The 5,837-nt window shown below is 67.5% G+C and carries 5 protein-coding genes; 1 reads left to right on the top strand and 4 read right to left on the bottom strand.

Annotation, left to right across the window (positions count from 1 at the left end):
* Nucleotides 1-5: 5 nt before the first annotated feature.
* The 3 genes from AC1DMG_RS19050 to AC1DMG_RS19060 form a co-directional block, all read right to left on the bottom strand.
* Nucleotides 6-851 (bottom strand): SDR family oxidoreductase, encoded by an 846-nt coding sequence (locus AC1DMG_RS19050; protein WP_477176224.1) that lies wholly within the window; start codon nt 849-851, stop codon nt 6-8.
* A gap of 1 nt (nt 852) precedes the next feature.
* Nucleotides 853-2,577, bottom strand: coding sequence for a tetratricopeptide repeat protein (locus tag AC1DMG_RS19055; protein ID WP_477180911.1), 1,725 nt, complete (start codon nt 2,575-2,577; stop codon nt 853-855).
* A 75-nt stretch (nt 2,578-2,652) separates the two neighbouring features.
* Complete coding sequence (locus AC1DMG_RS19060; RefSeq protein ID WP_477176225.1) at nt 2,653-4,788, bottom strand: RelA/SpoT family protein; 2,136 nt, start codon at nt 4,786-4,788, stop codon at nt 2,653-2,655.
* Between the two features lie 272 nt (nt 4,789-5,060).
* Here AC1DMG_RS19060 and AC1DMG_RS19065 point away from each other — a divergent pair, with 272 nt between their 5' ends.
* Nucleotides 5,061-5,537 carry a hypothetical protein gene (locus AC1DMG_RS19065; protein ID WP_477176226.1) on the top strand — a complete coding sequence of 159 codons (477 nt, stop codon included), beginning with the start codon at nt 5,061-5,063 and terminating at the stop codon, nt 5,535-5,537.
* Nucleotides 5,538-5,624: 87 nt separating this feature from the next.
* Here AC1DMG_RS19065 and AC1DMG_RS19070 read toward each other — a convergent pair.
* Nucleotides 5,625-5,837, bottom strand: a 213-nt coding sequence (locus AC1DMG_RS19070) for a DUF3418 domain-containing protein (protein ID WP_477180912.1), incomplete at its 5' end; no start/stop codon positions are given.

The following is a 5,837-nucleotide window of genomic DNA, read 5'->3' on the forward strand; positions in this document are numbered from 1 at the left end:
CGCTCCTACAAAGGGGGCTGCGGTTCCCAGCAGGTTGCGTCGGGCCGGAACGGACGGGGCGAGACGCCCAGCAGCCGTTGCAAATCGCTGTTGTCGGCGATCAGGTCGGCTTCCAACCGTGTCAACGGGCCGCGCAGACGCGGCACGGCGTAGCGTCCCAGGCGCAGCAGCGTGGCCGGAATCGGCACCGGCACGGTGGACGTGGTCAGGCTGCGGCGCACGCGCGCGAACATCTCACCCGCGGTGAGCCGTTCGCCGCCACCCAGCGGCACGATCAAGCCAGCCGCTTCGGGATGATCGAGGGCAGCCACCACGGCGGCGGCAATATCGTCCGCATGCACCGGCTGGCGCAGGCCGCTGCCGGCCGGCAGCGGAAAGATGTGCAGCCGACTGGCGCGACGCGCGATCGGCGTCAGGCTCTTGTCGATGCCGGCGCCATAGATGAGCGTCGGCCGGAAAATAGTCCAAGGCATGCCTTGGCGGTCGCATGCGGCGGCGACGGCAAGTTCGCCATCGCGCAGCGACTGCGAGAGCTCGCGCTCGGCGGGCACATCCGAGGCCTGCTTGGACTCGGCGCTCATCGAACTGGTGGCGATGACGCGCGTGGCCGCCGGCAGCCCGGCCGACGCCAGCCATTGGGCAAACAGATTCAGCGGGCCGAAGTTGATCACGGCCGTGGGGCGGCCCACGTCGAAGAGCGGGCCGGGCAGCGCACCTTGCAGCCAATGGACGCCGGCTTGCGCCGGCCGCGACTGGCGACTCAGGGCGAGCACCGATTCGCCACGCGCACGCAGCCGCGGCAGCAGGAAATGGCCAATCTGACTGCTGGCCCCGAACACAAGCACCGTCATATCAGCCGCCCGATTGCAGGCGCGCCGTCAACGTCGCCAGGCGCGGATTGCCGGGTGCAAGCTTGCGTGYGCTATCGAGCGCCTGCGCCGCGCTGGCGCGATCGCCGTTCTGCAATTCCCGTTCGGCCTGGTCCATCCATGCACCGGCGAGACGGTTACGCAGCTCGCCCTGGCTGGCGCTGCCCGGCGAGAGATCGGCCAGGTCGGCGAGTCGATTGCCTGCGGCTGGAAGATTGCCGCTGGCCAGCGCCTGGTTGAACTGCTGGACGGCCACGCCGGACAGCGACTCCAGCCCGTGACGCGCCGCTTCATTGTTGCCGTCCATGGCCAGGGCCTGGCGGTAGAGGTCATAGGCGCTCTCGCCCGGGGGCAGCATAAGGTTGCCCTGCCGCGCGGCCGCATCGGCGCGCTGGATGGTGCGGGCCAGTTCAGCGCTTTGCTGCGGCGTGAGCGGCGGATGCTGCAGGTTGTCGTTGCTGTCGGCTGCGACATCGCTGGCGATGTCGTTGGCGACCTGCGCTGAGTTTGCTTTGCGCCCTTCGCCACCGATGCGGGCACGCGCCGCCGCCAGGTCGGCCGAATGCGGCGCGATGGCTGCTGCCTGATCCAGCAACTGGCGCGCATGCGCAGGGTCGGCGTTTTCGGCGGCGGCATTGGCCTGCACGATCAGCGCCTGCGCGACCTGGCCCATGCCGGCCTTGGCATCGGCGTTGTCCGGATCGATCGCCAGCGCCGCCTTGAAGTGCGCCAGCGCGGTGTCCTCGCCGGGACCCACGATGCGGCCATCGCGCAACGCGTCCTGGCCTTGCTTGATGGCATCGCTGAGGGCGCCGTTGTTCTGCTGGTTCTCTTGCACCAGCGCCGCACGCAGCGCGGGCAGTTCCGCGTAATTGGGCAGCAGCACGGCGAGACGATCGACCAGGGTCGCCGCCTGCGCGCGATCGCCTGCATCGAGCGCCTTGTGTACCTGGCCGGCGATCGCGTCGCCGACCTGTTCCAGGCCATGCTTGGCCACGGCGTTGTTGGGATCGGCCGCCAGCACGCGGCGATACAGCTCGCCTGCGCCATCGTCTCCTTCGAGCTTGCCCGCGGCGAACGCCTGCTGGGCCTGATCCACCAGGCGATCAGTAGGCACCGCACCGTTGCGCGCCGCCGCCAAGGCCTGGGTCAGCCGATCGACATCGCTGCCGCCACCGAGCAGTTCGCGCGCCGCGGTGAGCGCCTGATCCGCTTCGTCCAGCTTGTGGGCCTGCAGTGCGGCATCCGCTCGCGCGATCTCGGCCTGCCCCACATTGCGCAGCCCGTCGCGGGCGCGGTCGTTGTCCGGCTGGAGGGCACGCGCCGCTTCGAACAACTCACGCGCGCTGCTGCCGTCGTTGCCATCCAGATGGCCTTCCTGCAGCGCCGTTTCCGCGCGCCCCAGGATGCCGTCCAGTTCGGTGTTCGGCACCAAGCCGCGCAGCCTGTCCTGGCCGATCCACAGCGAGGTACCGATGCCGATGGCAATCAGCACTACCACCGGCACCATCCAGCCCCGGCGCTTGGGACGATGCACCGGCGGGCGCGACGACCCGCCGCGACGCAGGTCGGGATCCAGCGTGAACTTGGGCAGCCCGTCGTCCTCCCGGGACTGGGGCGCCGGCCCGTCCAGGCTGTCGAGGTTGCCAAGGGTGGGCTCGGTGCGGCCCGACACCCCGTGGTCGTGCTGGTCTTTGCGTCCGTTCATGGGTTCACGAAGGTGGGTTAACGTGGGCAGCTTAACATTGCGCCGCTACCGCTCCCGGTTGAGAACGCGCAGTGTTCAGGCTCCGCTGACGCGGCGTGCGTCGACCACGTTGGGCAGCGCCACCAGCCGGCTCAGCAGGCCCGACAGCTGTTCGAAGTCGCGTACACGCAGGGTGAAGCGCATCTCCACTTCGCCGGTGTGGCCCAGCAGCCGGCTGGACGAGGCGATGATGTGCGTGCCCATGTTGCTGATCAGGCTGGTGACGTCCTTCTGCAAGCCTTTGCGGTCATAGCCGCTCAACTCGATGTCCACTTCATAGGCCCGGGCGGCAGCCTTGCCCCACTCCACCTCGATCACCCGATCCGGATCGCGCCGCGCCAGCCGTGCCAGGCTGGCGCAATCGGCACGATGCACGGACACGCCGCGGCCGCGCGTCACAAAGCCGCGCACCGGATCACCGGGCAATGGCTGGCAGCAGCGTGCAAGCGTGGTGAGCAGGTTGCCGACACCCTCGATGCTCAGCGCGCTGTGATCGCGCAGCGCCTGCCTTGCCTGCGCGGCAGCCGAGGGCGGCGGCGCGGCAGGCGGTGGCGCTGCCGCTTCTTGCAACACGCGTGCGATCTGGCCAGGCGCCACGTCGCCGAGCGCCAGCGCCACCAGTAATTCGTCGTGCGTCTTCAGATGGAAATGCGCGGGCAACTTGCCCAGGTCCGCTGCGGGCAGCGCAAGCCGCTTGATCTCCTTTTCGAAGATCGCACGCCCGGCGGCGAGATTGGCATCGTGCGCAATGCGACGGAACCACGTGCGCACTTTTTCCTTGGCGCGCGAGGTATGCAGATAACCGTGATGCGAGGACAGCCAGTCACGACTGGGCTCGGCCACTTTCGCCGTCAGCACCTCGATGCGATCGCCACTGGAAGGCTGGAACGTCAGCGGCACGATCCGTCCGTTGACCTTGGCCCCGCGGCAGCGATGACCCACCTCGGTGTGCACGTGATAAGCGAAATCCAGCACCGTGGCGCCGTGAGGCAGGTCTACCACTTCGCCCTTGGGCGTGAGCACGTAGACGCGATCTTCCAGCAACTCGGTATGCAGTTCGGCGGCCAGATCGCCTTCGCTGTCCGGACGCGGTTCCAGCAGGCGGCGCATCCAGGCGATCTTCGCCTCGAACTCGCTGTCGCCGGCGCCGCCTTCCTTGTAGCGCCAGTGCGCGGCCACGCCAAGCTCGTTGATGCGGTGCATCTCGTGCGTGCGGATCTGCACTTCCAGCGTCTTGCCGCGCGGCCCGATCACCGCCGTATGCAGCGAGCGATAGTCGTTGCCCTTGGGGCGCGCGATGTAATCGTCGAACTCACCCGGCAGATGCGGCCACAGCGTATGCACCACGCCGAGCGCGCCGTAGCAATCGCCAACCGAATCCACCAGCACGCGAATGGCGCGGATGTCGTAGAGATCGGAGAACTCCAGCGCCTTACGCTGCATCTTCTTCCAGATCGAATAGATGTGTTTCGGCCGGCCGGCGAGTTCGGCGCGGATGCCGGCCGCCGCCAGCGAGCCCTGCAATGCATCCAGCGATTCTCGGATGAAGTCTTCGCGATCGACGCGACGTTCGTCCAATAGCCGCGCAATGCGCTTGTAGGTTTCCGGTTGCAGGTAGCGGAAGCCCAGATCCTCCAGCTCCCACTTCAACTGCCAGATACCGAGGCGATTGGCCAGCGGTGCGTGGATGTCCTGCGTGAGGCGCGCCAGCTCCTGGCGCTCGTTGTCCGGCAGGCTGCTCGCCGCGCGCATGTGCGCCAGCTGGCGTGCCAGCAGGATGAACACCACGCGCAAGTCACGGATGATCGCCAGCAACAGGCGGCGCAGCCCTTCGGCGCCACGGTCGGTGCCGTGCTGGGCATGCAGCGCCCATACTTTTTCCGCGGCGAGCTGGCCGCTGACCAGCCGTTGCAGCTCGGGCGGCAGCCCGGCCTCGCGCAAGGCCCACAGGGCCGGATCGATCCGCGACACCTCGAACCAGAGGGCGGCGGCCTGGGTCTGGGCATCGCAGCCCAGCATGGCCAGCAGCTCCAGCACGTCGACGCATTCGGCCTGGTTCATGGGCAGCACCGCGCACGTGTCCAGCGCCTCGCCCAGCACGGGCGGCACGCTGCCGGCGCGTTCGCGCCACTCGGCGAGACCCGAGCTTGCATGGAGGACGGCTTGAACCATGCGGCTATTCTAGGGACGCTCTGGAGATCACCCGGAGGGCCGTCTCTGTCTGCCCGCAGCTGTGCGTCGCGCCGACTCGACAGGCCACCAGCCTGCCTTCGTCGTCGCAACACCCATCTGCGGGCAGACAGAGACGGTGACGCCCATGTGCAATAGGCCAGAGCGTCCCTAGTGCAGTCACCCTGGTTTCCCGGCGCCTGCATGAACCGGCGATTCATGCCGTGTATGCTGCGCCAGCAACGCTTCACCCCTTGCCCCTAGAGGACTACCCCATGCGTCTGGCCCGTTCGCTGCTGTTGCTGATGAGTGTCGCTCTCGCCGTTCCCTCCGTCGCTTTCGCTGCCGACCAGTACGTACCGCTGCAGCAGCGCATGTCGCCGGAGGAATTCAAGGCGGCGGGCCTGGACAAACTGTCGCCGGATGAACTGAGCAACCTCGACAACTGGCTGAGCGGACACGGCAAGGTCGTGACCAAGGTGGTCGACCAGAGCGGCAAGCCGGTGTTCTATCCCACCACCGAAAAAGCCGGCCCGGTGCAGGCGCATGTGCAGGGTTCGTTCACGGGCTTTACCGGCCATACCCAGGTCACCCTCGACAACAACCAGGTGTGGCAGCAGAGCGACAGCACCCGCGTGTCCTGCATGTCCAGCGAGAATCCGAAGATCGCCATCCGCCGCTCGCTGATGGGCAACTGGATGGCGGCGGTGGACGGTTGCAATGACACTGCGCCGATGAGTCGCGTGAAGTAAATCTCGCCTGTAGGAGCGCACCCTGTGCGCGATTGGCGTGGCGATGTTCACGCGTCGCGCACAGGGTGCGCTCCCACAAATGATGACTCAGGCGAGGTTTTCCAGCGCGCGCATCAGGCGCTTGGCCGAGACCGKCTCGGCCGTCTTCAACTCCTGCGCGAACAGCGACACGCGCCACTCTTCGATCAGCCAGCGCAGTTCATCCAGCGCTTCGGTACCGGCGGCGCGATGCTTGAGGTAATCGCGCCAGAACGGCAGCACCTGCAGCAGTCGTTGCTGATCCTTGGCCGGATCCTGGCG

The sequence above is a fragment of the Dyella sp. 01N36 genome, assembly GCF_056399745.1.

What these genes read in the sequence shown, in the direction of transcription:
- AC1DMG_RS19050 (WP_477176224.1), bottom strand. Translation starts at nt 851, where the DNA reads ATGACGGTGCTTGTGTTCGGGGCCAGCAGTCAGATTGGCCATTTCCTG.
- AC1DMG_RS19065 (WP_477176226.1), top strand. Translation starts at nt 5,061, where the DNA reads ATGCGTCTGGCCCGTTCGCTGCTGTTGCTGATGAGTGTCGCTCTCGCC.
- AC1DMG_RS19060 (WP_477176225.1), bottom strand. Translation starts at nt 4,788, where the DNA reads ATGGTTCAAGCCGTCCTCCATGCAAGCTCGGGTCTCGCCGAGTGGCGC.